General features: G+C 73.3%; 29 protein-coding genes and 1 pseudogene. 17 read left to right on the top strand and 13 right to left on the bottom strand.

Annotated features, from left to right (window positions below; genetic code table 11):
- The first annotated feature begins 124 nt into the window (after nucleotides 1–124).
- Both CHC05_RS23085 and CHC05_RS23080 read left to right on the top strand, forming a co-directional pair.
- A complete protein-coding gene (locus CHC05_RS23085; protein ID WP_144022721.1) occupies nucleotides 125–631 on the top strand; it encodes an RNA polymerase sigma factor in 507 nt (168 codons plus the stop codon).
- Complete coding sequence (locus tag CHC05_RS23080) at nucleotides 628–1,623, top strand: CU044_5270 family protein (RefSeq protein ID WP_089252206.1); 996 nt, start codon at nucleotides 628–630, stop codon at nucleotides 1,621–1,623. Before CHC05_RS23085 ends, CHC05_RS23080 begins: the two co-directional genes overlap by 4 nt.
- 3 nt (nucleotides 1,624–1,626) lie before the next feature.
- Here the strand turns inward: CHC05_RS23080 and CHC05_RS23075 are convergent, their stop codons facing one another.
- Together CHC05_RS23075 and CHC05_RS23070 are read right to left on the bottom strand one after the other, a co-directional pair.
- A complete protein-coding gene (locus CHC05_RS23075) occupies nucleotides 1,627–2,184 on the bottom strand; it encodes a peptidase inhibitor family I36 protein (protein WP_089252204.1) in 558 nt (185 codons plus the stop codon).
- 111 nt (nucleotides 2,185–2,295) lie between these two features.
- Nucleotides 2,296–3,474 carry a M20 family metallopeptidase gene (locus CHC05_RS23070; RefSeq protein WP_218824642.1) on the bottom strand — a complete coding sequence of 393 codons (1,179 nt, stop codon included), beginning with the start codon at nucleotides 3,472–3,474 and terminating at the stop codon, nucleotides 2,296–2,298.
- Between the two features lie 40 nt (nucleotides 3,475–3,514).
- On the opposite strand from CHC05_RS23070, the gene CHC05_RS23065 reads away from it, so the two are divergent.
- Nucleotides 3,515–3,994 carry a hypothetical protein gene (locus tag CHC05_RS23065; RefSeq protein WP_179266323.1) on the top strand — a complete coding sequence of 160 codons (480 nt, stop codon included), beginning with the start codon at nucleotides 3,515–3,517 and terminating at the stop codon, nucleotides 3,992–3,994.
- Here CHC05_RS23065 and CHC05_RS23060 read toward each other — a convergent pair.
- Nucleotides 3,991–4,731 carry an SAM-dependent methyltransferase gene (locus CHC05_RS23060; RefSeq protein ID WP_089252202.1) on the bottom strand — a complete coding sequence of 247 codons (741 nt, stop codon included), beginning with the start codon at nucleotides 4,729–4,731 and terminating at the stop codon, nucleotides 3,991–3,993. The genes CHC05_RS23065 and CHC05_RS23060 overlap by 4 nt on opposite strands.
- Nucleotides 4,732–5,081: 350 nt before the next feature.
- Here CHC05_RS23060 and CHC05_RS23055 point away from each other — a divergent pair, with 350 nt between their 5' ends.
- From CHC05_RS23055 to CHC05_RS23000, 12 genes and pseudogenes are all read left to right on the top strand, one after another.
- Nucleotides 5,082–7,157 carry a PQQ-dependent sugar dehydrogenase gene (locus CHC05_RS23055; protein WP_089252200.1) on the top strand — a complete coding sequence of 692 codons (2,076 nt, stop codon included), beginning with the start codon at nucleotides 5,082–5,084 and terminating at the stop codon, nucleotides 7,155–7,157.
- A 43-nt stretch (nucleotides 7,158–7,200) separates the two neighbouring features.
- A complete protein-coding gene (locus CHC05_RS23050) occupies nucleotides 7,201–8,832 on the top strand; it encodes an AAA family ATPase (protein WP_089252198.1) in 1,632 nt (543 codons plus the stop codon).
- Between the two features lie 27 nt (nucleotides 8,833–8,859).
- Nucleotides 8,860–9,324 carry a hypothetical protein gene (locus CHC05_RS23045; RefSeq protein WP_089252196.1) on the top strand — a complete coding sequence of 155 codons (465 nt, stop codon included), beginning with the start codon at nucleotides 8,860–8,862 and terminating at the stop codon, nucleotides 9,322–9,324.
- Nucleotides 9,321–9,539, top strand: coding sequence for a DUF2997 domain-containing protein (locus CHC05_RS23040; RefSeq protein WP_089252194.1), 219 nt, complete (start codon nucleotides 9,321–9,323; stop codon nucleotides 9,537–9,539). The genes CHC05_RS23045 and CHC05_RS23040 overlap by 4 nt, the downstream gene beginning before the upstream one ends.
- Nucleotides 9,523–10,290, top strand: a complete 768-nt coding sequence (locus tag CHC05_RS23035) for a ComEA family DNA-binding protein (RefSeq protein WP_089252192.1) — start codon at nucleotides 9,523–9,525, stop codon at nucleotides 10,288–10,290. The genes CHC05_RS23040 and CHC05_RS23035 overlap by 17 nt, the downstream gene beginning before the upstream one ends.
- The gene (locus CHC05_RS23030; RefSeq protein WP_089252190.1) at nucleotides 10,283–10,894 is read left to right on the top strand and encodes a 4Fe-4S single cluster domain-containing protein; all 612 of its coding nucleotides are present in this window, start codon (nucleotides 10,283–10,285) and stop codon (nucleotides 10,892–10,894) included. Before CHC05_RS23035 ends, CHC05_RS23030 begins: the two co-directional genes overlap by 8 nt.
- Before the next feature lie 83 nt (nucleotides 10,895–10,977).
- Nucleotides 10,978–11,601: an SRPBCC family protein gene (locus CHC05_RS23025; protein ID WP_089252188.1), complete on the top strand. Its 624-nt coding sequence runs from the start codon at nucleotides 10,978–10,980 to the stop codon at nucleotides 11,599–11,601.
- An 18-nt stretch (nucleotides 11,602–11,619) separates the two neighbouring features.
- Nucleotides 11,620–12,078 (top strand): nuclear transport factor 2 family protein, encoded by a 459-nt coding sequence (locus CHC05_RS23020; RefSeq protein WP_089252186.1) that lies wholly within the window; start codon nucleotides 11,620–11,622, stop codon nucleotides 12,076–12,078.
- Between the two features lie 34 nt (nucleotides 12,079–12,112).
- Nucleotides 12,113–12,708, top strand: a pseudogene (locus CHC05_RS23015) (zinc-binding dehydrogenase).
- Nucleotides 12,709–12,718: 10 nt separating this feature from the next.
- A complete protein-coding gene (locus CHC05_RS23010; RefSeq protein WP_089252184.1) occupies nucleotides 12,719–13,099 on the top strand; it encodes a VOC family protein in 381 nt (126 codons plus the stop codon).
- Complete coding sequence (locus tag CHC05_RS43100; protein ID WP_089252304.1) at nucleotides 13,099–13,977, top strand: AraC family transcriptional regulator; 879 nt, start codon at nucleotides 13,099–13,101, stop codon at nucleotides 13,975–13,977. Before CHC05_RS23010 ends, CHC05_RS43100 begins: the two co-directional genes overlap by 1 nt.
- A 72-nt stretch (nucleotides 13,978–14,049) precedes the next feature.
- Nucleotides 14,050–15,132 carry an aldo/keto reductase gene (locus CHC05_RS23000; protein WP_089252182.1) on the top strand — a complete coding sequence of 361 codons (1,083 nt, stop codon included), beginning with the start codon at nucleotides 14,050–14,052 and terminating at the stop codon, nucleotides 15,130–15,132.
- Here the strand turns inward: CHC05_RS23000 and CHC05_RS22995 are convergent.
- The 7 genes from CHC05_RS22995 to CHC05_RS22965 form a co-directional block, all read right to left on the bottom strand.
- Complete coding sequence (locus tag CHC05_RS22995) at nucleotides 15,126–15,788, bottom strand: response regulator (RefSeq protein WP_089252180.1); 663 nt, start codon at nucleotides 15,786–15,788, stop codon at nucleotides 15,126–15,128. The genes CHC05_RS23000 and CHC05_RS22995 overlap by 7 nt on opposite strands.
- Nucleotides 15,785–16,915 (bottom strand): sensor histidine kinase, encoded by a 1,131-nt coding sequence (locus CHC05_RS22990; RefSeq protein WP_089252178.1) that lies wholly within the window; start codon nucleotides 16,913–16,915, stop codon nucleotides 15,785–15,787. Before CHC05_RS22990 ends, CHC05_RS22995 begins: the two co-directional genes overlap by 4 nt.
- A gap of 17 nt (nucleotides 16,916–16,932) precedes the next feature.
- Nucleotides 16,933–17,694, bottom strand: coding sequence for a hypothetical protein (locus tag CHC05_RS22985; RefSeq protein WP_089252176.1), 762 nt, complete (start codon nucleotides 17,692–17,694; stop codon nucleotides 16,933–16,935).
- A complete protein-coding gene (locus CHC05_RS22980; protein WP_089252174.1) occupies nucleotides 17,691–18,560 on the bottom strand; it encodes an ABC transporter ATP-binding protein in 870 nt (289 codons plus the stop codon). The genes CHC05_RS22985 and CHC05_RS22980 overlap by 4 nt, the downstream gene beginning before the upstream one ends.
- An 86-nt stretch (nucleotides 18,561–18,646) precedes the next feature.
- Nucleotides 18,647–19,651 carry an LLM class flavin-dependent oxidoreductase gene (locus tag CHC05_RS22975; RefSeq protein ID WP_089252171.1) on the bottom strand — a complete coding sequence of 335 codons (1,005 nt, stop codon included), beginning with the start codon at nucleotides 19,649–19,651 and terminating at the stop codon, nucleotides 18,647–18,649.
- Nucleotides 19,641–20,033 (bottom strand): SCO5389 family protein, encoded by a 393-nt coding sequence (locus CHC05_RS22970; protein ID WP_089252169.1) that lies wholly within the window; start codon nucleotides 20,031–20,033, stop codon nucleotides 19,641–19,643. The genes CHC05_RS22975 and CHC05_RS22970 overlap by 11 nt, the downstream gene beginning before the upstream one ends.
- 57 nt (nucleotides 20,034–20,090) lie before the next feature.
- A complete protein-coding gene (locus CHC05_RS22965) occupies nucleotides 20,091–20,708 on the bottom strand; it encodes a LysE family translocator (protein ID WP_089252167.1) in 618 nt (205 codons plus the stop codon).
- Between the two features lie 70 nt (nucleotides 20,709–20,778).
- Between CHC05_RS22965 and CHC05_RS22960 the strand changes: the two genes are divergently transcribed.
- Nucleotides 20,779–21,684, top strand: a complete 906-nt coding sequence (locus CHC05_RS22960; protein WP_089252165.1) for a LysR family transcriptional regulator — start codon at nucleotides 20,779–20,781, stop codon at nucleotides 21,682–21,684.
- On the opposite strand, the gene CHC05_RS22955 is transcribed toward CHC05_RS22960, so the two are convergent.
- Genes CHC05_RS22955 through CHC05_RS22945 form a run of 3 tightly spaced genes read right to left on the bottom strand, consistent with a single transcriptional unit; the run spans nucleotide 21,678 to nucleotide 23,763 of the window.
- On the bottom strand, nucleotides 21,678–22,331 hold the full coding sequence (locus CHC05_RS22955) for a DUF6308 family protein (RefSeq protein ID WP_089252163.1): 654 nt from the start codon (nucleotides 22,329–22,331) through the stop codon (nucleotides 21,678–21,680). The two genes, CHC05_RS22960 and CHC05_RS22955, sit on opposite strands and share 7 nt — an antisense overlap.
- A 34-nt stretch (nucleotides 22,332–22,365) precedes the next feature.
- Complete coding sequence (locus CHC05_RS22950) at nucleotides 22,366–23,091, bottom strand: SDR family oxidoreductase (RefSeq protein WP_089252161.1); 726 nt, start codon at nucleotides 23,089–23,091, stop codon at nucleotides 22,366–22,368.
- A 15-nt stretch (nucleotides 23,092–23,106) separates the two neighbouring features.
- The gene (locus CHC05_RS22945; RefSeq protein ID WP_179266322.1) at nucleotides 23,107–23,763 is read right to left on the bottom strand and encodes a M23 family metallopeptidase; all 657 of its coding nucleotides are present in this window, start codon (nucleotides 23,761–23,763) and stop codon (nucleotides 23,107–23,109) included.
- Nucleotides 23,764–23,830: 67 nt separating this feature from the next.
- Between CHC05_RS22945 and pgi the strand changes: the two genes are divergently transcribed.
- The gene (gene pgi, locus CHC05_RS22940; RefSeq protein ID WP_089252157.1) at nucleotides 23,831–25,450 is read left to right on the top strand and encodes a glucose-6-phosphate isomerase; all 1,620 of its coding nucleotides are present in this window, start codon (nucleotides 23,831–23,833) and stop codon (nucleotides 25,448–25,450) included.
- The last annotated feature ends 78 nt before the right edge of the window (nucleotides 25,451–25,528 follow it).

The following is a 25,528-nucleotide window of genomic DNA, read 5'->3' as shown; positions in this document are numbered from 1 at the left end:
TGTGGACCCAGCGACGTCCTCTCCTCAGTTGGCGCTAATTTCTCTCCCTGGCGTGACAACTCGTGGGGAGGTGGACACAACGGCGGTGACGGGCTCGACGAGCGATGACGAGAGGTTCGAAGCGATGTATCGGCTGCACTACGACGACGTCGGGCGCTTCGTCCGCCGCCGTGCGGCCGATCTGGACTGTGACCACCTCGTCGGCCAGGTGATGACGATCGCGTGGGAGAGCCGCGAGAACGTCCCGGCCGACAACCCGCTGCCGTGGCTCTACCGCACGGCCCGCAACGTGCTCGCCAACGAGTTCCGGCGTCGCCAGCGCGAACGCAACGACCCCTACGACCCGGGCAGCGACCCGCTGGTCACGCTGCCCGACCGCGACGACCGGCCCAGCGGCGTCGTCGACAAGATGGCGCTGCGGCAGGCCCTCGCCGAGCTCGGCGACCGCGACCGCGAGATCCTGGAGCTGATCGCCTGGGAGGGGCTCACGATCCCCGAGGTCGCCCAGGTGCTGGGCATGGGCCGCACCGCCGTCAGCAACCGGGTGACCCGGCTGCGCAAGCTGTGGGACCCGCAGCCCAACCGGCCGCACCAACTGGTCGCCCTCCTCGGCCGGCGGTCCCGCCGATGAACGACGCCGACCGGCTGCGGGAGCTCTTCGGTCCCACCGACCCCGTCGCCGACGACGGCTACGTGGCCGACCTCGACCGACGCGAGCGCATGCTGCGCGACATCATGGCCGCACCGCCGGCCCGCCGTCGCGCCCCCACCCGCGCCCGTTGGGTGGCGGCCGCGGCGGCTGTGGTGCTCGTCGCGATCACGGGCGTCGTCGTGGCCGTCGCCCTCCCCCAGGCCGCGTCGAGTGCGTGGGCGACACCGGCACCGCTGGCCAGCGTCCGGTCCGCGTCCGAGCCGGGCGGCCCCCGCCTGCTGGCGTTGGCCGCCACGGTCGCCGACCAGCCGGCGCCCGCCACCCCGATCCGCGACCACGTGCTGATCCGCAGTTGGGCACTGAACAGCGACATCGCCGGCACGACGGTCACCTGCGTCGTCATCCCCACCGAGACCGAGCTCCGGCGCGAGCCGGACAACTCCGGCACCCGCACCGTCGTCTACCTCCCGCCCGAGGCGCCCACCGAAGCCCAGCTCGACGAGTGGCGCGACGAGGGATCACCCGGCGCCGACCAGACCCGCAGCACCGAGGAATACGCGGCGGGTGAGTTCGTCGCCCTCTGGCCGGACCGGCCGCCGACCGACCCCGACCGGCTCCGCGCGTGGCTGTCCGCCACCCGGCCGGGCACCGACCCGGCGACCACGGTCGTCGGCGGCGTCACCGACGTGCTCCACGAGCGCGCCCTGACCACCGCCGAGACGGCCGCGACGCTGACCCTCCTGGCCGGGCTGCCCGGGCTGCGCTACACGGGCGCGCTCACCGACCGGGCCGGCCGCACCGGCGACGCGTACACCGTCGTCGTCGATGGGACCGGCCTGCCGGTCACGCACACGTTCGTCGTCGACCCCGGCAGCGGACGCGTCCTCGCACAGGAGCGCGTCCTGGCCACCGACGTCGGTCAGCTCGAGCTCACCGCGCCGGCCGTGATCGGCTACGACACCTACCTTTAGCGTTTAGCCCCAGACGGCGTACGCCTGGTCGTTGTAAATGCCCATCGACAACGCATAGGAGCGGGCGCCGCAGTTGTAGACGGACGTCAGGTTGTAGAGGCTCAGGTGGCCGACGTCGCTGGCGCTCTGGTTGTTGCGCCACGACGACGTCGAGCGGTTGAAGCCCCAGTCGGCCAGGTAGTGCCAGTACTCGTCACTGAACTGCAGCCGCCGCCCGCCGCCGTTGGTGTTCTCGTAGAGGCACAGCCAGCCGGACCCGCACGACGGCACCGCCGCCGCCACCACCGCGCTGCGTGCCTGCGCGACCAGCGGGTCCGCCTCGCGCTGGTAGCCCACCACCCTGTCGGCCTCGGCGTGCGAGGTGAAACAGCGCGTGTCCGACGCCGCGAACACCAGACAGGACTGCGCGCCCTGCCAGCTCTTACCCAGGTCGATGACGCGACCGTCCAATGTCGCCAAACCCGGCGTCCCAGCGGGTGCCGCGGCCACCGCCGGGACACCCGTCACCATCACCACCGCCGCCATCACGAGTGCGGCACCCACGCGAAAAAGTCCCCTCATGTCCGACCTCCTGCATAGCCCCCGTGCGGGCAGGGAAATACCCGCAGTGACATCGAGACTACGGAATGTTTACATCCCTCGAATCGGCCGGTCGGTTTTCCGACGTGGTCCCTAGCAGGCGAACGCGTGGACGATCGCGGCGACCAGCGCGGCGCGCGCGACCGTCGCGTCGACGTCGATGTGCTCGTCACGGGCGTGCGCGCCGGCGCCGACCGCGCCGAGACCGTCGAGCAGCGGCACGCCCAGCGCGGCCAGGAAGTTGGCGTCGCTGCCACCACCAACCGCGCATTCCGACAGATCCCCGCCGAGCCGGGCCGCCAGAGCACGGGCGAGGTCGACCATGGCCGCGATCCCGGGTGTACGCGTCATCGGCGGCCTGTTCCAACCCCCGCCGACCGTGACGGTCAGGCGCGGATCGCCCGGTTCCAGGGAGCCGAGCGCGGCGTCGACCCGCCGCGCCTCGGCCGGGTCGGCGACCCGCACGTCGACGGCGGCCCAGGCGTGTCCGGCGATCACGTTGCCGCGGGTGCCGCCCGCGATGGTGCCCACGTTGACGCTCGTGCCACGCGCCAGGTCCTGCACGGCCCGCAGCGTGAGCACGATCCGGGCGAGCTCGTCGATCGCGCTGATCCCCTTCTCGGGGTCGAGCCCGGCGTGCGCCTCGACGCCGGTGACGTCGATCCGGAACATGCCGATGCCCTTGCGAGCCGTCTTCAGCGCACCGGCGAGCCCGGGCTCCAGCACCAGAGCGGCGGTCACGCCGTCGGCCGCCGCCTCCAACACCGGCCGGGAGCTTGGGCTGCCCAGTTCCTCGTCGCCGTTGAGCACGACGCGCAGCGGCGGCCGGGACAGCCCGGCGGCGTCCAGCGCCCGCACGGCCCACAGCGCCTGCACGAGGCCGGCCTTCATGTCGAAGACACCGGGGCCGCGAGCGATCCGGCCCTCCACCACGAACGGCCGCTCGGCGAGGGTGCCCGCGCCCCAAACGGTGTCGTAGTGGCACAGCACCAGCAACCGGCGCGGCCCGACCCCGGCGAAGTCGGCGACCAGCGTGTCGCCGTGCGTCGCGGACGGCACCCGCCGCACCGACTCGGGCGGCCCGAGCACCTCGGTGAGCCGGCCGGAGAGCCAGTCCAGGCCGGCGTCGAGGTGCGGCTTGCTGTCGCTGGGCGTCTCCCGCGACACGTAGTCGCCGAGCTCGGCGAGCAGGTCCGCGCGGCGGTCGAGCAACCACCGCCGGGCGACCGACAGGTCGAGGGTGCGGGCGAGGTCGGCGCTGGGGATGTCCACGCCCTAGTTTGCGGTCTGGCTCGCGGGGCATGTGCGGGGCATGGACCTGACGCTGCTGTCCGGCGCGACCGCCGGCGCCGCGGCCGGTGCGGCGGGCTGCGCGGCGCTGGACGCGACCACCTACCTCGACATGGCCATCCGGGGACGTCCGGCCAGCGACGTGCCGGCCGAAACCGCCGAAGCGATCGTCAAGCACCTCCCGCTGGACGTACCGGGGCAGAACTCACACCGCCAGAACCGCTTCAACGGGCTCGGCGGCCTCTCCGGCGTGCTGTCCGGGGTGTTCGTCGGCACCGCGTTCGGCCTGCTGCACGCGGCGGGCTGGCGGCCGCCGCTGGCGGTCGGCACGGTGGCGGTGGGGTTGGGCGCCATGGCAGTCAGCGACGGCACGCTGGCCGGGCTGCGGGTGTCGGACCCACGCACCTGGTCGGCCACCGACTGGCTCAGCGACCTGATCCCCCACCTGGTGTACGGCGCGGTCACCTACGCCACACTGGTCGCGCTGGAGGACAGGCGCTAGCTCGGCCCCAACGTCAGGTACGCGAAGCCCATCAGGCCCCGGTGGCCCCGCAGCCAGATGTTCCGCTGGCTGTCCGCCTGCTCGCGTACCGCCGCCGCTTCGGGGTGGTTCGGGTGGGTGATCAGCCACTCTTCGCGGTCGGCGGCCAGCAGTGACTCGAACTCGTCCCACTCGTCGCGCGTGGCGGTCTCGACGCGCAGCGGCCGGAAGCCGGCCGCGATCGCCTGGTCGACGAGCCCGGCCAGGTCGGTGCAGTCGTCGGCCGACATGCCCGGCCACATCAGGGCGAGCCGGTCGGGTGGCGGCGGCGACTCCCAGAACTCGGCCGCGAACAGCACCCGCCCGCCCGGGTTGACCAGCTCCCGGATGGCGCCCAGGGCCGACGCGATCGTGCCGAACGCCTGGTAGGCGCCGACGCTGACGAGCAGGTCGGCGGTGTCGCGGTGGTCGGCGGCCGGGCCGTCGACGAACGTGACGCGCCCGTCGAGCCCGCGGGCCTCCGCGTTGGCGCGCCCGCGGGCCAGGTCGGGTTCGTGGGTGTCGAGACCGATGCCCTTGGCGCCCGGGCAGGCCGCCACGACCCGCAGCAGCAGCTCTCCCCAACCACAGCCCAGATCAACCACAGTGGACGGCGATCCGGCAGCGAGGCCGGTCACGATGCGGTCGGCCCGCGCCGCGGACAGCGGTGCCATGAAGGTGAGCCGCGCGCCGTTGCCCGCAGGCGGGGGTGAGGTCATGCCGCAAATTAGCAACCCTTATCGGCGGGCAGCCATCGATTAAATCGCGTAGGGTGACCGGAAGGATCGAGATGTTCCGATCAATCGATGGGGGGTTCCGGAACTTCACACCGTTGTGCGAGATCCTCGCCGCTCGTCGGCGCGTGGGCCCTTGGCACGGGCCCCGACGTTGTGCGCGCCGCCCCGCGAGTTCGGTCTCGCCTCTCGTCGGCCCCGTGGCACCAGCCGGCGAACGCCTGGTCACCCGTGACCGGCCGTGCGTCCGGCGTGCCATCGTGTCGGCGACGAACGACATGCGACGCTGACCCGGTCCGGGTGTGCTCTGTTCACCCAGACACAGGAGGCGTCAGTTGCGCAAGAAGCTTGCCCTGGTCGTCGCGCCGCTCCTCGCGGTAGCCGGCGGCGGCATATCGCTGTCACCGGCCGCGGCCGCACCACCCGGCGGGCCACCCGCCGACAGCAACTTCCAGAAGGTCACGCTCAACGACTTTCCCGGCGAGCCCGTCAGCCTCGCCGTGCTGCCCGACAACCGGGTGCTGCACACCGCCCGCACCGGTGAGGTGCGGATCCACGACCCACGCTCGGGGCGCAACATACTCGCCGCCGACGTGCCCGTCTACGAACACGACGAGGAAGGCCTGCAGGGCGTCGCGATCGACGCGGACTTCGCCCGCAACAAGTGGGTCTACCTCTACTACTCGCCGGTGCTGGACACCCCGACCGACGACCCGGCGACGCCGGACGTCAACGAGGGCGACGCGCCGTTCGAGGGCACCGCGGCCGACTTCGCGCCGTTCAAGGGCCACCTCCAGCTTTCCCGGTTCAAGCTGGAAGGCAACACGCTCAACCTCCGCAGCGAGCAGAAGATCATCCAGGTGAACACCGACCGCGGCATCTGCTGCCACGTCGGTGGGCAGATCGACTTCGACAGCGAGGGCAACCTCTACCTGTCGACCGGTGACGACAGCAACCCGTTCTTCTCCGACGGCTACGTGCCGATCGACGAGCGGGCCACCCGCAACCCGGCCTTCGACGCGCAGCGCACGTCGGCCAACACCAACGACCTGCGCGGCAAGGTGCTGCGGATCCGGGTCAAGAACGGCGGCGGCTACACCATCCCGTCCGGCAACCTGTTCAAGCCGGGCACGCCGAAGACCCGCCCGGAGATCTACGCGATGGGCCTGCGCAACCCGTTCCGGTTCGCCGTCGACAAGCGGACCGACGACGTGTACGTGGGCGACTACTCGCCGGACGCCGGCGCGGCCGACCCGGCGCGTGGGCCGGCCGGCCAGGGCCGGTGGATGCGGATCGACAAGCCGGCCAACTACGGCTGGCCGTACTGCGCGACCGACGCACTGCCCTACGTGGACTACGACTTCGCCACGGGCACGTCGGGTGCGCCGTTCAACTGCCGGCGGCCCGTCAACGAGTCGCCGCACAACACCGGCCTGACCCGGCTGCCCGCGGTGGAGAAGGCCGAGGTGGCCTACTCCTACGCGCCGTCGGCGGAGTTCCCGGGCCTCGGCGAGGGCGGCATCGGCCCGATGGGCGGCCCGGCTTATGAATACGACAAGCGCAACGACTCGCGGACCAAGTGGCCGTCCTACTACGACGGCGTGCCGCTGTTCTACGAGTGGACGCGTGACTACATCAAGGAGTTCCGCCTCGACCGGCACGGCAACGTGGCCGACATCCGGCCGGTGCTGGGCTCCTTCGTGGTCGACAACCCGATGGACATGGAGTTCGGCCCCGACGGCGCGCTCTACGTCCTCGAATACGGCGACGGCTTCTTCGCCGAGAACCCGGACGCGCAACTGTCCAGGTTCGACTTCGTGCGTGGCAACCGCACGCCGGTCCCGGTGATCAGCGCCCAACCGCTGGCCGGCGACGCACCGTTGACCGTCCAGTTCTCCAGCGCCGGCACCACCGACGCGGACGGCGACGCGCTGCGGTACGCGTGGGACTTCGACGCCAACGGCACGGTGGACTCGCGGGCGGCGAACCCGACGTACACGTTCGCCGCGAACGGGAACTACCGGGTCACGCTCAAGGTCACCGACAGCACCGGTCGTTCGGCGTCGGCCGAGCTTCCGTTCGTCGTCGGCCCCCGGCCACCGACGGTCACGATCGTCGCACCGCAGGAGGGTCAGCCGTTCGAGTTCGGTGACACGGTGCCCTTCCAGGTGACCGTGGTCGACAACCAGCCGACGGACTGCTCGCGGGTCACCGTGAACTACATCCTCGGCCACGACGAGCACGGCCACCCGATCACCTCGGCGACGGGTTGCTCCGGCAGCATCACCACCTCGGCACCCGGTCACGGATCCGGTGACAACCTCTCCGGCGTCTTCGTGGCGACGTACACCGACGCCGACGGCCAGGTCGGCACCGACCAGGTCGTCCTTTTCCCGGCGACGACACCGTAAGGGAGCATCGTGGAGGGTGGTGCGGATAGGGCAGACTGCCCGCGTGGCAGAGTCCTTCCGCACCACCCTCGCCCAACTGCTCAAGGCGCGCTTCCCGATCATCGCGGTCGAGTCGCACGAGGAGCTGCGGGTGCTGTTCGAGGTGCGCGCGGTCGCCGGTGACGCCGGTCTCGTGCGCACCCCGCGCGCGGTGTGGACCTGGTCGCTGACCGATGGGCTGCGCCGCGACGACGGCGAGGAGCAGGGCCGCACGAAGAACCCGTCGGACGCGCTCGACGCGTTGTTGCGGATCCACCAGCCGATCGTCGCGGTGTTCCGCGACCTGCATCCCGTGCTCGGCGGCGCCGGCCAGCCCGGCGACCCGGCGGTGATCCGGCGCCTGCGCGACCTGGCGACCGCGTTCCGGTCCGGCGCCATTCCGCGCAGCCTCGTGCTCGTCTCGCCGGTCCACCGGGTGCCGGTCGAGCTCGAAAAGGACGTCACGGTCGTCGACTTCCCCTTGCCGTCCGAGACCGACATCCGTGCCGTGCTGGACGGGATGCTCCGGGCCAACGCCGGCTCGCCCCGGCTCCGGATCGACCTCGACGACAGCGGACGCGAGCGGTTCGCCAAGGCCGCGCTCGGCCTGACGCTGCACGAGGCGGAGAACGCGTTCGCCCGCGCGATGGTCAACGACGGCGTCATCAGCATCGCCGACCTGCCCGTGATCCTGGAGGAGAAGCGGCAGACGGTACGCAAGGCGGGGCTGCTCGAGTTCGTCGAGACCGGGCCGGTGCTGTCCGACGTCGGCGGGCTCGAGAACCTGAAGCGCTGGTTGGGCCGCCGCGAGGGCGCGTGGCTGGCGGACGCGGCCGACTACGGCCTGCCGGCGCCGCGCGGCGTGCTGATCACCGGCGTACCCGGCTGCGGCAAGTCGCTGACCGCCAAGGCCGTCGCGGCCGCGTGGGGCATCCCGCTGCTCCGCCTCGACATCGGGCGGGTGTTCTCCGGCCTCGTCGGGTCGAGCGAGCAGAACATGCGCAGTGCGATCCGCACGGCCGAGGCGGTGTCGCCGTGCGTCCTCTGGATCGACGAGATCGAGAAGGGCTTCGCCGCCACCGGCGCCGGCGACTCCGGCACCTCGTCGCGGGTGTTCGGCTCGTTCCTGACCTGGCTGCAGGAGAAGAACCGGCCGGTGTTCGTGATCGCCACCGCCAACGAGATCGAGAGCCTCCCGCCCGAGCTCCTCCGCAAGGGCCGGTTCGACGAGGTGTTCTTCGTGGACCTGCCGACCCGGGCCGAGCGCGGCTCGATCTGGCAGGTCCACCTCGCCCGCTGGCTGCGCAACCCGCGGGTGGGTGGGGCGCTCTCCGTCGACAGCGGCGTGCTCGCCGAGCTCACCTCGCTAAGCGAGGGCTACTCCGGCGCCGAGATCGAGCACGCGCTCGTCGCCGCCGTCTACGACGCCTTCGCCGAGCGACGCCCGTTGCGCCAGGACGACGTCGTGCGGGCTCTGGTCAACATGGTGCCGCTGAGCCGCACCCAGGCCGAGCGGATCGCCGCGGTCCGGGCCTGGGCCGACGCCCGCGCGGTCGCCGCGACCGCCGCCGAGGACTGGGATCTCGAAACGCCGCAACCGCGACCCGACGCGGGCGGCCCGCATCGTTCGCACGGCGGCCGGCCGGTGGAGTTCTGATTGCCTCGTCGATGGTTGGATGGTGGGATGAGCGTCTCCCTGCTCCTCATTCCGGCGGCACTGGCCGCCGCGGCGGCCATCTCGGCCCGCGCCGCCGACCAGCCGGGTGGGTCCGGCGGCGGCCTGGTCTGCACGGTGTCGACCCGGATGCGCGACAGCGCGCTGCTGTCCGCGGCGCTGCGCGAGACCGGTGCCGTCGTCACGACCGGCACCGACCTGGTCGACGCGGTGTGGCAGGGCGTCACCGCCCGGTTCACCCGTGACACCGAGGGCATCTGGGCGGCGCACTTCGCCGGTGACGTCGACGAGTCCCGCGCTGTCGAGATCGTCCGGCGGCTCGACGAGGCGTACGGCAGGCAGGTGCAGGCGGCCGTGCTCGACCGGCTGCGCACCCGCGCGCCGGCGGCCGGGCTCCGCCTCGAGTCCGAGACGCTAGAGGAAGACGCGTCCGTGCGGCTGGTCTTCGCTGTCGAGCAGCGGGAGCGGGCATGACCGCGCGCGAGGCGGTCACGGTGGTGGTCGCCCCCGACGGCACGGTCACCGCCGAGACGCACGGCATCCACGGCGCCGAGTGCCTCGACTACATCGCCGTGCTCGAAGACCTGCTCGACGCGACCACCGTGTCGAGCGCGCACACCGCCGACTACACCCGTGCCCGCGCCACGGTCGAGACCACGGAGACGGTGCACGATGTCGACCGCCTTTGACCCTGGCCCGGCCCGCAAGCTGTCGTGGCGAGTGCTGCACAGCCTCTGGCTGGTGCTGCCGGTGGCCGGCTTCGGCTGCCTCGGCTCCAGCGCCCTGATCTACCTCGGGATCCGGATGAAGCGCCGTGCACTGTGGATCTCCGGCATCGCCTACCTGGTGGTCTCGACCGCGTTGTTCATCGTGATCGGTGAGTCGGAGCAGGACACCGCCCTGAGCAACTGGGCGGTCGGCCTGTGGCTGGTGACCTGGCTCGCCGTCATCCTGCACGCCTTCGCGATAAACCCCACGTGGCTGCGCTTCAAGGCCACCTACGTCCCCTGGCATGCCACACCGCTGGCGCCACCGCCCGGCTATCCGGCGTTCCATCCCCCGTACCCGCCGGCCCAGCCCACCTACCCGGCGGCACAGCCCTCGTATCCGCCGGCACAGCCCTCGTATCCGGCGCCGCCGCCCGCCCAGCCCGCACCGCCCGCGTCGGCCGAGCCGATCGACGTCAACTCCGCCACCGCGGCGCAACTGGTGACGCTCCCCCACTTCGACCACGCACGAGCGCTGCGGGCGGTCGCCGAGCGGGAACGTCGCGGCGGCTTCGCGGACGTCTACGCGTTCAGTGCGGCGCTCGGGCTGCAACCGCACGAATACGTCCGGATCCTGCCGCTGGTCCGTGCCATCCCCGTCGCCACGGCACCTCCGCCGCAGCCGCACCCACCCGGCCCGGGCGGCCACGCGGGCCGCATCCTCGATGTCTGAACCGGCGGTCGCCGTCGCCCGCTACCTCGGCACCACGACTGCCGAGGGCCCGGGCGTGCGTACCGCCGTCTGGGTGCAGGGTTGCTCGATCCGCTGCGCCGGCTGCTTCAACCCACATCTGTTCGCGGCCGAGGGCGGCGTCCCCTGGTCGTCGACCGCACTGGCGGCCCGGGTCCTAGCCGAGCCGTCCGGCGGCCTGACCCTCCTCGGCGGTGAGCCGTTCGACCAGGCCGAGGGGCTGGCCGCGGTGGCCCGCCGGGTGCGCGCCGGCGGTCGCTCGGTGCTGACCTTCTCCGGCTACACCCACGCGGCCCTGCGCCGGGCCGCGGCGGCCGGCAAACCCGGGGTCGCCGACCTGCTCGCGGCCACGGACCTGCTGGTGGCGGGCCCGTTCCGGCAGGACCGGATCGACCACCAGCGCCCCTGGGCCGGCTCGACCAACCAGGAGTTCGTGGTGCTCGACGACCGGTTCCCCGACCTGGTCGACTGGCAGGCGGGCGCGGTCGACCGCGTCCAGGTCGACGTCGACCGGACCGGTGCCGTCGCGGTCAACGGGTGGCTGGACACCGAGCGCCTGGACGCGCTGCTCGCCGCCCTGGATTAACTCTGGACTTATATAAGCGGCGACTGTCAGAATGTGGCGGGCGGGCCGCCCGCGCCCGTCACCGCGATCGAGAGGACAGCCGCATGATCGACATCGCCAACCACCTCAAGGCGATCCACCGCGAGGTCGGCGTCGGCCCGGCCGAGGGCGGCGGCGAGGAGGTCTCCGTGGTCCTCCGCCGGACGTACGCGGCTCCGGTCGAGGACGTCTGGGACGCGCTCACCACGCCCGACCGGATCGCCCGGTGGTTCTACCCGCTCACCGGGGACCTGCGCGAGGGCGGCACCTTCCAGCTCGAGGGCAACGCCGGCGGCGAGATCCGGCGCTGCGAGCCGCCGCACCGGCTCACCGTCACCTTCGGCGGCCCGACCAGCGTGGTCAACCTGACGCTCTCCGCCGGCACCGCCGACGACACGGAGCTCGAGCTCACCCACACCGTGCCGATCGAGATGGCCGGCAGCGGCGCGGGCGCGCTGTTCGTCGGTCCCGGCTGGGACGGCGCGCTGCTCGGCCTCGCGCTGCACCTCGCCGGCGAGGTGTTCGACGACCCGATCGCGCACGCCAACTCGCCCGAGGTCCGCGAGTTCTCCCGTGGCTCGGTCGACGCCTGGGAGTCCGTGGTCGCGGCGTCCGGCACCGCCACGGCCGAGGAGACGGCGGCTGGCCGGCAGATGGCCCTCGCGCAGTTCGCCCCTGAGGAGGCGTAGCCGGCGTACGGTCGGTGGATGACCGACCGACCTCCGCTGCCGCCGTTCGACCGCCCGTCCGCCCTGGTCAAGGTGCAGGCCGCGGAGGACGCCTGGAACACCCGGGACCCGGAGAAGGTCTCGATGGCGTACACGGAGGACTCGGTCTGGCGGAACCGGGACACCTTCGTCGTCGGGCGTCCGGCGATCGTCGAGTTCCTGCGCGACAAGTGGTCACGCGAGCTGGACTACGCACTGCGCAAGAACCTGTGGGCGTTCACCGACGACCGGATCGCGGTCCGCTTCCAGTACGAGTCGCACGACGGCACCGGCCAGTGGTGGCGCAGCTACGGCAACGAGCTGTGGGAGTTCGACGAGCACGGGCTGATGCGCCGCCGCGAGGCCAGCATCAACGACGTGCGGATCGACGAGTCGGAGCGGCGCATCTTCGGCACCCGGCCGAAGGACTCCCGGGAGCCGGACCTGCCCACGCATTGACCTCAACCCCGCTTGAGGTCGCAGACTCCTGGCCATGCGTGCTGCTGCCTTCGACAAACCCGGTGGTCCCGACGTGCTCCGCGTGTTCGAGCTGCCCGATCCGGTGCCGGCCCAGGGTCAGGTGCTGATCCGGGTACGCGCGGCGGGCGTCCAGCCCTACGACTGCGCGGTGCGGGCGGGCTGGCTCCCGGCCGGCGCCCGCGATGCCGTAGGAGGTCGCGGGCGGGCACCACGGTCGTCGCGACCGCCCGCCCGGAGAACCACGACTACCTGCGCGGGCTGGGCGCGATCGCGGTCGCGTACGGCGACGGCCTGGCCGACCGGGTGCGCGCGGCCGCACCGGGTGGCGTCGACGCGGCGCTGGACGGCGCCGGCGGTGCCGCGCTCGACATCTCCCTCGACCTGGTGGCCGACCGCCGCCGGATCCTGACGCTGGTCGACCATGGTCGGGCAGCCGACCTCGGCATCCGGGTCACTCCCCCGCTGCGCTCGGCCGCCCGCCTGGCCGAACTGGTGGGGGCCGGCCTGCGCATCCACGTCCGGGCGACCTACCCGCTGTCCGAAGCCGCCGACGCACATCGCGACGTCGAGCCCGGCCACGGGCGTGGCAAGGTCGTCATCACGGTCTAACGTTCGGTGGATGATCGGACGCTTGCACCACACGATCCTCGACTGCCCGGATCCGCACGCGGTGGCGCGGTTCTACAGCGCGCTCCTCGGCCTGCCGATCACGTACCAGGACGACGATTTCGCGGTCGTCGCCGTTTCGGACCGGACCTCGGGCCTCGCCTTCCAGCGGGCGCCGGAGAACCCGGCGTCGACCTGGCCGGACCCGGCCGTACCCCAGCAGATCCACTTCGACGTGATGGTCGACGACCGGGAGGCCGCCGGCGCGGCGGTGCTCGCCCTCGGTGCCCGCAAGCTCGCCGGCGAGGGCGTGTACGCCGATCCCGCCGGCCACCCGTTCTGCCTGATCCCACTGCCGGGCTGGGCCGACCCGGTGTGTGCTGAAATCGGATGATGCAGCAGCTCGACGAGCTCCGGACCCTGCTGGCCCGGCACGCGCGGCCCGACTGGACGACCGCGATCGACGGCGTGCTGATCTCCAAGGTCGAACGGTCACTGCCGCCGTCGCCGTCGATGTCGGGCACGGTCCTCGCGGTCATCGCGCAGGGTGCGAAACGGCTGTCGCTCGGCGACCGGGTGTACGAGTACCACGCCGGGCAGTACCTCGTCGCCTCGGTCGACCTGCCCGTCACCGGCCACTTCGTCGACGCGAGCCAGCGCCGCCCGGCGCTCGGCTTCGGGCTCGTGCTGCGCCCGGACGACATCGCCGACCTGCTGCTGGGCGCCGGGCCGGGCGAGGTGCCGGCGGCCGCTCCGCCCGGCATCGCGGTCAGCGACGCGCCCGCCGAGCTGCTCGACGCGGTGCTGCGGCTGGTGCGGCTGCTGGAGACGCCGCGCGACCGGGCGGTGCTCGCCCCGCTGGTGATCCGCGAGATCCTCTGGCGGCTGGTCACCGGCGAGCAGGGCGGCCTGGTCCGCCAGCTCGGCCTGCCCGACAGCGGGCTGCGGCACGTGGAGCGGGCGGTGCGGTGGATCCGCGACAACTACGCGGAGCCGTTCCGGGTCGAGGACGTGGCCCGGCTGGCCGGGATGAGCGTCTCGGCCTTCCACCGCAACTTCCAGACCGTCACCGCGATGAGCCCGATCCAGTTCCAGAAGCGGATCCGGCTGCACCAGGCCCGGCTGCTGCTGGCCACCGACCCGGGCGACATCGCCGGCGTGGGCGCCCGGGTCGGCTACGACAGCCCGTCCCAGTTCAGCCGGGAGTACCGGCGCGCGTTCGGCGCCCCGCCGAGCCGGGACGCGGGCCGCCTTGAGGCGGCCCTGCCGTAGAAAGGCAGGATCAGGCAAGAGCCCGCGCGGAACGGTCTACGCCGCGCGCCGCGGCGGCGGTGGACTTGACGCATGGCACTCGACAGCTACGTCACCCTCGGCCGATCCGGCCTCCGCGTCAGCCCGTTCGCGCTCGGCGCGATGACCTTCGGCAGCGACCCCGGCGGGGCCGGCTGCGACGTCGCGGAGTCGGAGAAGATCCTCGCGACCTACCTGGAGCGCGGCGGCAACTTCGTGGACACCGCCAACTTCTACACCAACGGCCACTCGGAGAAGATCCTCGGCGACTACCTCGCCGCGCGGCCCGGGCTGCGCGACCACGTCGTACTCGCGTCGAAGTTCTTCTTCAACATGTTCCCCGGCGACCCGAACGGCGGCGGCGCCGGTCGCGGCTCGATCATCGCCCAGCTGCACGAGTCGCTGCGCCGGCTGCGCACCGACCACCTCGACGTCTACTGGATGCACAACTGGGACCGGCACACCCCGACCGACGAGACGATGCGCACGCTCGACGACCTGGTCCGCGCGGGCACGATCCGCTACGTCGGCTTCTCCAACACGCCGGCCTGGGTCACCGCGCAGGCGCAGACGATGGCGCAGCTGCGGGGCTGGACGCCGCTGGTCGCGCTCCAGGTCGAGTACTCGCTGCTGGCCCGCACCGTCGAGGGCGAGATCGCGCCGCTGGCCCGCGACCAGGGCCTGGCCCTGGTGCCGTGGAGCCCGCTGCGCAACGGCTTCCTGTCCGGCAAGTACCGGCGCGGCGGCCAGGTCACCGACTCGGCGCGGACGGCGTACGTCGGCGGGCCCAGCAACGCCGACTACGACGTGATCGAGGCCGTCGCCGCGATCGCCGAGGAGCTCGGCGCCACGGCGGCCGCGGTGTCGCTGGCCTGGCTGCGCGCCCGCGAAGGCACCGTCGTGCCGATCATCGGCGCCCGCAGGGTCGGCCACCTGGAGGACAACCTCGCCGGCCTGACGGTGCGCCTCACCGACGAGCACCTGCGCACCCTGGACGCGGTGTCCACACCGGACCTGGACTACCCGGCCCCGATGCACGGGGCGCAGCAGGCCATGCTGCAGTTCGCGGGCACCACAGTGGACGGGCGGGAGTCCGAGGTCTACCCGCCGCTCCTGCAGAGCACCGTGCGCTACTGACGGCGGGCGACCACGCCGTGCTCGTACGCCCAGACCACCACCTGCACCCGGTCGCGCAGGCCGAGCTTGGTGAGGATGCGGCCGACGTGCGTCTTCACGGTCGCCTCGGCGAGCCGGAACGTCGCCGCGATCTCGGCGTTCGAGCGGCCCTGCGCCACCTCCAGCAGCACCTCCCGCTCCCGCTCGGTGAGCCGGTCCAGCCGGCCGTCGGCGGGAGCGGCGGGGTCGGGCAGGAAGCCGGCGTACGCGTCGATCAGCCGACGGGTGACCGGCGGCGCGACGACGGCGTCGCCCGCGGCCACCGAGCGGATCGCGGACAGCAGGTCGGCCGGCGGGGCGTCCTTGAGCAGGAAGCCGCTCGCGCCGGCCCGCAGCGCCGCGTACACGTACTCGTCGAGGTCGAACGTCGTGAGCACCAGCACCCGGGACGGCAGGCCCGCCGCGACGATCCGCCGGGTCGCCGCGATCCCGTCCTCGACCGGCATCCGCACGTCCATCACGACCACGTCGGGGCGCACCGCGGCGGTCATCGCCACCGCCTGGGCGCCGGTGCCGGCCTCGCCCACGACCGCGAGGTCGGGCTGGCTCTCCAGCACCATCCGAAAACCGGTGCGCACCAACGCCTGGTCGTCCGCGAGCAGCACGCCGGTCGTCACGCGGCCAGCTCCCGTCCGAAGTGGAGCCTCGCGTGCACCCGCCAGCCGGATCCGTCCCGGGGGCCGGCGTCGACCGTGCCCCGGTAGGACGCCGTCCGCTCGGCCATCCCGGCGAGCCCGTGCCGGTCGGCCGGCGCCGGCGGCGTCGCGGCGCGGCCGGCACCGTCGTCGAGCACCTCGATCTCGACCGCGTCGGCGGCGTACCGCACCAGCAGGTCGGCCCGCGCGCCCGGGCCGGCGTGCTTGATCACGTTGGTCAGCGCCTCCTGGGCGATTCGATAGACGGTCAGGCCGGCGCCCTGGCCCCAGTCGCCGGGCCGGCCCTCCAGCCGCAGGTCCACCGCGACGCCGGCCGCGCGCACCTGGCCCACCAGGTCGTCGAGGTCGGCCAGCCCCGGCTGCGGCGACCGCTCCCCCGGGCCGCCGCCGCGCAGCAGCCCGACCAGCCGGCGCATCTCGTCGAGCGCCTGGCGGCCGGTGGCCGACACCTGCCGCATCGCGGTGCCGACGCGCTCGGACTCGGCGGCGTAGCTCGCGCCGTCGGCCAGCGCGACCATGACGGCCAGGTTGTGCGCCACGATGTCGTGCATCTCGCGGGCGATCCGGACCCGCTCGTCGGCCACCGCGAGCCGGGCCTCCCGGTCCCGTTCCCGCTCGAGCCGCGCGGCCCGCTCCTCGACCGCGGCCAGGTACGCCTGCCGGGTGCGGGCGTTGGCGCCGAGCAGGACGGTCGCGGCGACCACCGCGGCGGCGCCGATCGTGGCCGGCCAGGGCACGGTGCCGCTGACGGCCCAGCCGACGAGGCCGACCGCCGCCAGCGCCAGCGGCGCCACCAGGTGCCGCGGCCGGCAGAGCCGCGCGACCGTGTAGAGGCCCAGCAGCGGCGCGACCACGTCGGCCGGTGAGTTGGCGCCGACGCCTTCGGCCGCCAGGGCCAGGCCGATCACGGCCCAGAGCGTGCCGGCCGGCCAGCGTCGCCGCAGCAGCAACGGGAGCGGGACGACCGCGAGGGCGACCCACTGCTGCGGCGCGGCCGGTCCGCTGACCGTCGCCCGCCCGGCCAGCACCACCGCGGACAGCGCGACGGCCGCCGCCACGAGCGCCACGTCACCCAGCGTCCGCCTCATGCCAACGAGGGTACGGTTCACGCGTCCCGCCGGCGCAGCACGAATCCGGCCGCGGCCAGCAGCACGGCCACCCAGCCGGCCAGCACCAGTGCCGCCTGGCCTGGTGCGAGCAGGTCGAAGGGGCCGCCGTCGGGGCCGACCGCATACATCGCCTGGCTGGCGGCGACGGGGACGAACCGCAGGACGTCACCGGCGGTGTCGTCGGGCAGCGCGGCCGGCAGGATCGCGGGCAGCACCAGCAGGGTCGCCACGAACAGCGCGATGGCCAGCGCGGTGTGCCGCACGAGTGTGCCGATGGCCAGCCCGACCAGCCCCATGGCCAGGGGTGCCGCGGCGGCGCCGGCGGTCGCCCGAAGCACGCCGGGATCGGCCAGGGTGATCCGGTCGCCGGCCGCGAACGCCTGGTTGGCCAGCAGCGCCACGATGCAGGTGACGGCCAGCACCGGCACCGTCGCCGCCGCCAGGGTGACGGCCTTGGCCCACAGCACCGGCAGCCGGCGCGGGACGGCGGCGAAGGTGGCCCGGACGAGCCCGGAGCTGAACTCGCCGGTCATCAGCAGCACCCCGAAGACGCCGAGCACGAGCGAGAACAGGTCGATCGGGAGGAACGCGCCGGCCACGGTCGGAGCGTCGCCGGCCCGGGCCTGGTTCCAGCCGACCAGCGCGCCGAACGCGACGGTCAGCACGGCCGTGGCGCCGAGCACCGCCCAGGTGGAGCGCAGGGACAGCAGCTTCGTCCACTCGGCGCGGACCACGCCGCGCGCCGTCAACCCGGTCATGCCCGCTCCTTCGTGGTGGTGAGCTCCATGTAGGCCTGCTCCAGCGAGGCCCGGTGCGGGGTGAGCTCGTGCAGCACCAGCCCCTGTCCCGCCGCGGCCACGCCGATCGCGTCGACGCCCAGCCCGGTGACCAGCAGGCCACCGCGGTCGTCGTCGACCGTCGCGCCGCACCCGGTCAGCAGCGCGCGCAGGGCGTCCGGGCGTGGGCCGCGGACGAACACCCGCTCGCGGTCGAGCAACGCGTCCAGCGACGTGTCCGCCAGCAGCCGGCCGTGGTCGACGACCAGCAGGTGGTCGGCGGTGACGGCCATCTCGCTCATCAGGTGGCTGGACACCAGGACCGTGCGGCCGTCGGCGGCCAACCGCTTGAGCAGGGTGCGGATCCACAGGACGCCGTCCGGGTCGAGCCCGTTGACCGGCTCGTCCAGCACCACCACCGCAGGGTCCCCGAGCAGCGCCGCCGCGATCCCGAGCCGCTGGGCCATGCCCAGGGAGAACCCGCCGACCCGGCGCCGGGCGACGTCGCCCAGGCCCACCTCCGCCAGCAGCCCGTCGGCCCGGGACGGCGCGATGCCGTGGGTCTGCCCGAGCGCGACCAGATGGTCGCGGGCGGTCCGGCCCGGGTGCGCCGCTCGGGCGTCGAGCAGCGCGCCGACGGCGTGCAGCGGAGCGCGGTGGTCGCGGTAGGGGCGGCCCGCGACGGTCGCCCGGCCCGCCGTCGGGCGGTCCAGGCCCAGGATCATCCGCATCGTCGTCGACTTCCCGGCGCCGTTGGGCCCGAGGAAGCCGGTGACCTGGCCGGGCCGCACGGTGAACGAGAGGTCGTCCACGGCGCGGGTCCGACCGTACACTTTGGTCAGTTTCATCACTTCGATCACAGCTCTGACGCTAGGCGCGGGGTGGCTGGGCGGCGACGGCCTCGGGTCGCACGCGTCGCGGCCGCGCATGCGACCTAAGGATGACCCAGGCCCACGGCGGCCGCGAGGGCCTCGATGTTCGCGGTCACCTCCGGCCGCGTTCCCGCCGCCTCCACCATGAGGAGCCGATGGTGTACGCCGGTGGCGGCGGCCGAGGCGGCGAGCCGGCGCCGGACCTCCGCGGCGTCGCCCACGGCACCGTTGCGGATCAGGTGCTCGGTGTACGCGGCGAGGTCGCGGTGGGCGGGCGGCGAGCCGTCCAGCCGCACGTACTCGCGGGTGCCGGCCAGCAGCGCCGGCAGCCGGGCGCGGACCAGCGCGGCGGCGTCCGGGCCGACCTGGGCGAGGTGGGCGCTGGCATGCGGCGCGAGCGCGGGGTCGTGCCCGTGCGCGGCCGCGACCCGGCGGTAGCGGCCGAGCAGGTCGGCGTGCTCCGCGTCGGTGGCGTGCAGGCCGAGCAGCAGCGGCAGTCCCCGGGCGGCGGCGACCTCCACTGTGGAGGGCGAGGTGGCCGCCACCCACACGGGCAACGGCCGGCGTGGCCGGGGCACCACCGCGACCGGGCGGAAGCGGAACAGCGGGCCGTCGGCGCCGACCTTCGGTGCGCCGGAGAGCCAGGCCAGCAGCAGGTCCAGCGACTCCGGGAAGCCGGTGGTGAAGCGGTCCAGGCCGGTGCCGAACACCTCGAGGTCGACCCAGGGGCCGCCGCGGGCGACGCCGAGCGCGAACCGCCCGCCGGAGACCTCGTCGAGCAGCACCGCCTCCTCCGCGAGCGCCACCGGGTGCCGGGTCGACAGCACGCAGGCGGCCGTGCCGACGCGGATCCGGCTGGTCGTGCCCAGGAGGTGCGCGGCGAGGGCGACCGCGGACGGGCACGTCCCGTACGAGATGAAGTGGTGCTCGGCCAGCCAGACACCGGCGAACCCGAGGCGCTCGGCGGCCAGCGCGTAGCCGACCGCCGAGGCCAGGGTCTCCGCGTGGCTGGTGCCGGGCACCCGCCCGGCGAGCAGGAAGAGGTGGGTCCGCGGCTCAGCAGTCACGCAGCTCGGGTGACTGGTTGAGCAACTGGCCGCGCGCCGAGGTGAACCGGCGGTAGGCGTCGCCGCCGACCGCCGACGGGCGGAACGCGGCGACCCGGTGGCAGTTCTGGAACGCCAGCTTCACGCCGAAGTGCCGCTCCAGGCCGCCGCGGATGGCGTCGCTGGCCAGCGCACGCAACAACTGTCCACGCTCCTGTTCGGACGGTGGCGGCACGACGTTGTCGGCGAAGTCGGCGTCGCCGTGCGCCAGGTCGTCGACCACCCGGCTGATCAGCTCCCAGGCGTACGGGAGGGACGAGCGGACGCAGGCGACGAAGTCGGCGGCCGCCACCTCACCGCGTTCGGCTTCGGCGAGCAGGGCGGGCGAGACGGTGAGCGACACAGCGATCTCCCTTCGGACGGTATCCGCCCGAATACTATTAGTGATCGCAATCGATGGCTAGAGTCCGCTGGCGACGGCGCCACCGATGCAGATCAGCGCGCAGCCCGTGACCAGTTGAAGGCGGCGGTGCACCGCGGGGCGGGCGACCAGCGTGCGGCCGCGGTCGACGGCCCAGGTGAACAGCAGGTACCAGGCGCCGGTGACGAGCGCCCAGAGCAGGCCGAGGCCGACGCTGGAGAGGAAGACCGGACCGTCGTCTGTCAGGAACTGCGGCAGCAGCGAGATCGCGAACACTCCGGCCTTGGGGTTGCCCAGGTTCGTCGCGAGACCGGCGGCGTACGCGCGGCCGTAGCCGGTCATCGGCGCGGCGACGGGACGGGCCGCGGCCGGGCGGCGCAGGCCCCACAGGGTGCTCACGCCGAGGCCCGCGAGCAGGACGCCACCGGCGATCCGGACGGCGGCGTACGCGTGCGGGTTGGCCAGCAGCACGGCGGAGAGGCCGGCCGCCGCGGCCGTGGTCCAGACGACCAGGCCGCTGCACGTGCCGGCGACGCTGGCCCACGCGCGCCGGCGACCGCCCTCGATGGTCTGGCGGAGCATCAGCGCCTGCCCGGCGCCCGGCAGCATCGCGAGCAGCCAGGTGGTGACGACGAAGACGGGCAGGTGAGTCGGCATGCCTCCAGGCTGCTGCCGCCGGCCCGTGAAGAGAAGTAAAGCTTGAGCGGGCCAGTTGTAAGATTGCTTAATGCACCTGGAGCCAGGGCAGCTCCGGCTGCTCGCCCTGATCGACCGGCACGGCTCGCTGTCGGCCGCGGCCGGCGCCCTCGGGATCACCGCGGCCGCCGTGACCCAGCAGGTCGCCCGGGTGGAGCGGGCCTGCGGCGCCCCGCTGGTGCGGCGCGGCCCCCGCGGCGCTTCTCTGACGGCGGCCGGCGCCCTGCTCGCCGCGCACGGCCAGGTGATCGACGAGCAGACCCGGCAGGCCGGCGCGGGGTTGGCGGCGCTGCTCGGCGAGCTGTCGCTGCGGCTGCGGATCGGCGGGTTCCAGGCCGCCGCGCTGCGCCTGCTGCCGCCGGCGCTGACCGCCCTGCGGCACCGGCACCCCGACGCCGACCTCTCCGTGGTCGACATCGGCTCCGAGGAGGGCATCCCCCTGGTCGCGGCCGGTGACCTGGACCTGGCGGTGATCGCCGCCTGGGACGAGGTGCCGACGCCGCCGGAGCACGTCCGGCTGCACCCGCTGCTGACCGACCCGATGGTCGTCGTGCTGCCCGACGACCACCCGCTGGCCGCCGGCACCGGACCGCTGCGCCTCGAACGGCTCCGCGACGAGGCCTGGGTCACGATCATCGCCGGGCACGCGGCCCGGGCCCAGTTCGACCGCGTCACCGCCGCCGCCGGCTTCACCCCGCGGGTGCGCTTCCAGACGGCCTCGTACGACGTGGCCCAGGCCCTGGTCGGCACCGGCATCGGCGTCGCCCTGGTGTCGCGGTTGACCCTCGGCCTCGCGCCGGGCACGGTCCATCGCGAACTGGCCCGGCGCGGCCTGCACCGCCGGATCTACGCGGCGACCCTCGCCGACACCACGCTCACGCCGCTGGTCGACGCCTTCCTGCACCTCCTGCGCGACGTGGCGCGGGACCTTCAGTAACGCGCCACCGACCAGGCCAGGATGTCGAGCAGCCGCACGTCGCTGAGCTCGCCACCGTCGCCGGTATCCCGCAGCGCGGCCCGCAGGGCGGCTAGGGCGTCCTCGGCCTGGAGCAGGTCGCGCCGGATCGCGGCCCAGTAGGCCCGCCGCACCGGCCGCTTGTCGCGCCGGACGTCTTCCAGGTCGCGGGCCGCCGTCCGGGCCGGCTGGTGGTAGAGCTGGAGCATCCGGCGGTCGAGGATCGGGAAGAGACCCGGCCGCGTCAGGTGCAGACACTTGCTGATCTTCGCGTGGTCGATGCCGCGGGGCCGGTCGCGGTAGAAGTGCGCGTACAGCCGCTCGGCCTTGTCGTAGTCGCCGCCCGCGACCTCGGGGTCGGCGTCCCGCAGCTGCGTGCCGGCCGCCACGTCGTGCCACGGCGCGCCGGGCGAGCGGTCGAGCAGCCAGCGCTGCTGCGCGTAGCTGATCCGGCTGTTCAGCAGCCAGCTCGCCCGCACAACCTCGGGCGTCAGCGTCTCCTGCACACCGGCGAGCCCGTCGTAGCGCCGCAGCGTAGTGGCCTGGTCGCGGCAGTACGCCGCCACCACCGCCAACGGCTCCAGGACCTTCCAACCGGCAACCTCGATCGGTGGTACGTGTGCGCTCACGGCTGTACCCCTCGACGAACCGACAGGTCGCCGCCTACGATCCCACGAACTGCTGACCGCCGTCGATGTCGTAGGTCGCCCCGGTCAGGGCGGTGTTGGCCATGAGGTGCACGGCGAGCGCGGCGACGTCGTCCGGCCCGACCACGCGGCCGATCGGCAGGGTCGCCCGCAGCTCGGCCCGGCGCGCGTCGAGCTGGTCGCCGAGCAGCGTCGCCGACAGCGGGGTGTCGACGAACCCGGCGGCGATGAGGTTGGCCCGCAAGGGCGCGATCTCCAGCGCGAGCGCGGCGACGAACGGCGGCAGCGCGGCCGTGGCCGCCGACGCGATGCCGAGCTCCCGACTGATCTTCCGGGCGCCGGTGCCACCCATGAACAACAAAGACCCGCCGGGCCGCATCCGGGGCACGGCGTTACGTGCGACCTCGAGGGCGACAAGCACGTGGTCGCCGAGCGCCCGGCTGATGTCGGCGGGCGCCATCTCCAGCATGGGGCCGTAGCGCGGACCGCCGGCGGTCACCAGGACGTGGTCGATCGGGTCGGGTAGCTCATGGAAGAACGCCGCCATCGCCCCCGCGTCACCGGCGTCGAACGCCGCGGTGCGGTGGACCCCGAGGTCGCGGGCGGCCTGCTCCAACCGGCCGGGGTCACGGCCGGCGATCACCACGTCGGCGCCCTCCGCGAGCGCCCGCCGAGCGGTCTCCAGCCCGATCCCCGCACTCCCACCGATCACGACAACGGTCTGCCCGTCGAGTTCCGCCATGACGCGATTCTCGCGTCACAGCGACTCGACGACCTCGGATTCGCGTGGGATGCCCTCGGCGACCTCGATCGGTTTCGCGCCGCGGCGGCGCCAGGCCCGGTAGGAGCGGAAGGCGATGGGCAGGCCGCGGGCGACGTACGCGTCAGGACCGTCCATCACCTGGATGTGCACGTGCGGCTGGGTCGAGTTGCCCGAGTTGCCGCAGGTGGCGAGCTCGTCGCCGGCCGCCACCACGTCGTCCACCCGCACCCGCAGCGAGCCCTTGCGCAGGTGGGCCAGCAGCACGTAGCCGCCCGCGACCTCGAGCACCACGTGGTTGCCGGCGATCGCGCCCGCGCCGGCCTTGACCCGGCGGGCCTGGGTCAGCAGGTAGGGCACCTTCGCCACCGGCGAGCGGCGGGCCACCTCGTCCGACCGGCCGTCGAAGACCGCCACCACCCGGCCGGCCGCCGGCGCGAGGATGGGCTCGTCGAAGGCGAAGAACCGCTCCACCGGCTCGGTGCCGGCCAGCGCGCGCCAGTCGCGGACGTGGGCCGTGCGGCGGTTACGGACAGCGATGAAATCCATCGCGTACGTCGTCGCGAACAGGTCGGTGCCGTGGCTCGGGACGCGCCGGGCCGGGCTGTTGCGGGCCAGCCAGGTGCCCCGAAAGGGCAACGTGAGCACGACCATGATCCGTGATCCTACCCGGCTGACGGCCGGTAACATCTGGCTTGAATCGGACCCTGTTGGAGGAAGCATGTCGCTCCGCGAGCGCGCCGCCTGGAAGGCTCTCGCCGCACACCACGCCGAGATCGGCGGGAAGCACCTGCGCGAGCTCTTCGCCGAGGACCCGGCGCGTGGGGAACGACTGGCGGCCGAGGCGGCCGGGATCTATCTCGACTACTCCAAGAACCGGGTCACCGACGAGACGCTGCGGCTGCTCGTGCAGCTCGCCCGCGAGTGCGAGCTCGAGCAGCGGCGCGACCTGATGTTCTCCGGCGCGCCGATCAACACCTCCGAGCACCGGTCGGTGCTGCACGTGGCGCTGCGGATGCCGAAGACCGCCTCGCTCGTGGTCGACGGCGTCGACGTGGTCGCCCAGGTGCACGAGGTGCTCGACCGGATGGCCGCGTTCGCCGACCGCGTCCGCTCCGGGGAATGGCGCGGGCACACCGGCAAGCCGATCCGCGCCGTCGTCAACGTGGGCATCGGCGGCTCGGACCTCGGGCCCGTGATGGCGTACGAGGCGTTGCGCCACTACACCCAGCGCGACCTGACGTTCCGGTTCGTGTCCAATGTGGACTCCACCGACTTCGTGGAGGCGGTCCGCGACCTGGACCCCGAAGAGACGCTGTTCGTCATCTCCTCCAAGACGTTCGGCACGCTCGAGACCCTGACCAACGCCCACTCCGCGCGCGACTGGGTGGTCGGCCGGCTCGGTGACGAGGCCGCGGTCGCCAAGCACTTCGTCGCGGTGTCCACGAACGCCGACCGGGTCGCCGAGTTCGGCATCGACACCGCCAACATGTTCGGCTTCTGGGACTGGGTCGGCGGCCGCTATTCGATGGACTCCGCCATCGGCCTGTCCACGATGCTCGCCGTCGGCCCCGAGGGCTTCGCCGAGCTGCTGGCCGGGTTCCACGAGATGGACGAGCACTTCCGCACGGCGCCGCTGGGCGAGAACCTGCCGGCGCTGATGGGCCTGCTGACCGTCTGGTACGTCAATTTCTTCGACGTGCAGAGCGTCGGCGTCATGCCCTACGAGCAATACCTGAAGCGCTTCCCGGCCTACCTCCAGCAGCTCACGATGGAGTCCAACGGCAAGCACGTCACCAGCGACGGCCGCCCGATCGACTACGACACCGGCCCGGTCTACTGGGGCGAGCCGGGCACCAACGGCCAGCACAGCTTCTACCAGCTGCTCCACCAGGGCACCCGGCTCATCCCGGTCGACCTGATCGGGTTCGGCCAGACCCTCAACCCGCTGCGCGACCACCACGACCTGCTCTCCTCCAACGTGTTCGCGCAGGCGCAGGCCCTGGCGTTCGGCAAGACCGAGGAGGAGGTACGGGCCGAGGGCACCGCGGCCGACGTCGTGCCGCACCGGGTCATGGAGGGCAACCGGCCCAGCAACGTGCTGCTGGCGGAGCGGCTCACGCCCCGGCTGCTCGGCGCCCTGGTGGCCCTCTACGAGCACAGCGTCTTCACGCAGGGCACGATCTGGGGCATCGACTCCTTCGACCAGTGGGGCGTCGAGCTCGGCAAGGTGCTGGCCGCCAAGATCATTCCTGAGCTGACGGGCGCCTCCGCCCCCAACCCCGAGCACGACTCGTCCACACGGGAGCTGATCCGCCGCTACCTCGCGATGAAGGGCTGATCGGGCCAATCGGCGCCGCTGCGCCCCCCGGCCGGGCGAGAATGAGCGTGACTCGATCGTCGGGGGGCGAGGAGGAGC

The sequence above is a fragment of the Asanoa hainanensis genome (genome assembly GCF_900188485.1).
Taxonomy (GTDB): Bacteria; Actinomycetota; Actinomycetes; order Mycobacteriales; family Micromonosporaceae; genus Asanoa; species Asanoa hainanensis.
Note: the sequence above shows the minus strand (reverse complement) of the source record. Positions and strands in the feature narration are given on the sequence as shown.